Source organism: Arthrobacter sp. MDT2-34-1 (genome assembly GCF_059091365.1).
Genome location: NZ_JBNHGO010000137.1, coordinates 1 through 472, shown reverse-complemented (window position 1 = coordinate 472; position 472 = coordinate 1). Strand labels below are relative to the sequence as shown.

Annotated in this window: 1 protein-coding gene; it reads left to right on the top strand. The window is 67.8% G+C overall.

Going from position 1 to position 472, the window contains the following annotated elements:
• The coding region (locus tag AC5RVV_RS18045) for a PLP-dependent transferase (RefSeq protein WP_494002719.1) at window positions 1-472 on the top strand (472 nt) is incomplete at both ends.

The following is a 472-nucleotide window of genomic DNA, read 5'->3' as shown; positions in this document are numbered from 1 at the left end:
ATCGTAATCCACTCGGCGACCAAGTTCATCGGCGGGCACGGCACCACCCTGGGCGGCGTCGTCGTCGAAAGCGGCCGCTTCGACTGGGGCAACGGCAAGTTCCCGCAGATGACCGATCCGGTGCCGTCCTACGGCAATGTGTCCTGGTGGGGCAACTTCGGCGAGTACGGCTTCCTGACCAAGCTGCGCTCGGAGCAGTTGCGCGACATCGGGCCGTCGCTGTCCGCGCAGTCCGCTTTCCAGCTGCTGCAGGGCGTGGAGACGCTGCCGCAGCGCCTGGACGAGCACCTGGAGAACGCCCAGCGCGTTGCCGAATGGCTCGAGGCCGATGACCGGGTCACCTATGTGAACTACGCCGGCCTGCCGTCGCATCCGCACTACGAGCGCGGGCGCCGTTACCTGCCCAAGGGCGTCGGTTCCGTCTTCGCCTTCGGGGTCAAGGGCGGCCGCGCGGCCGGCCAGAAGTTCATCG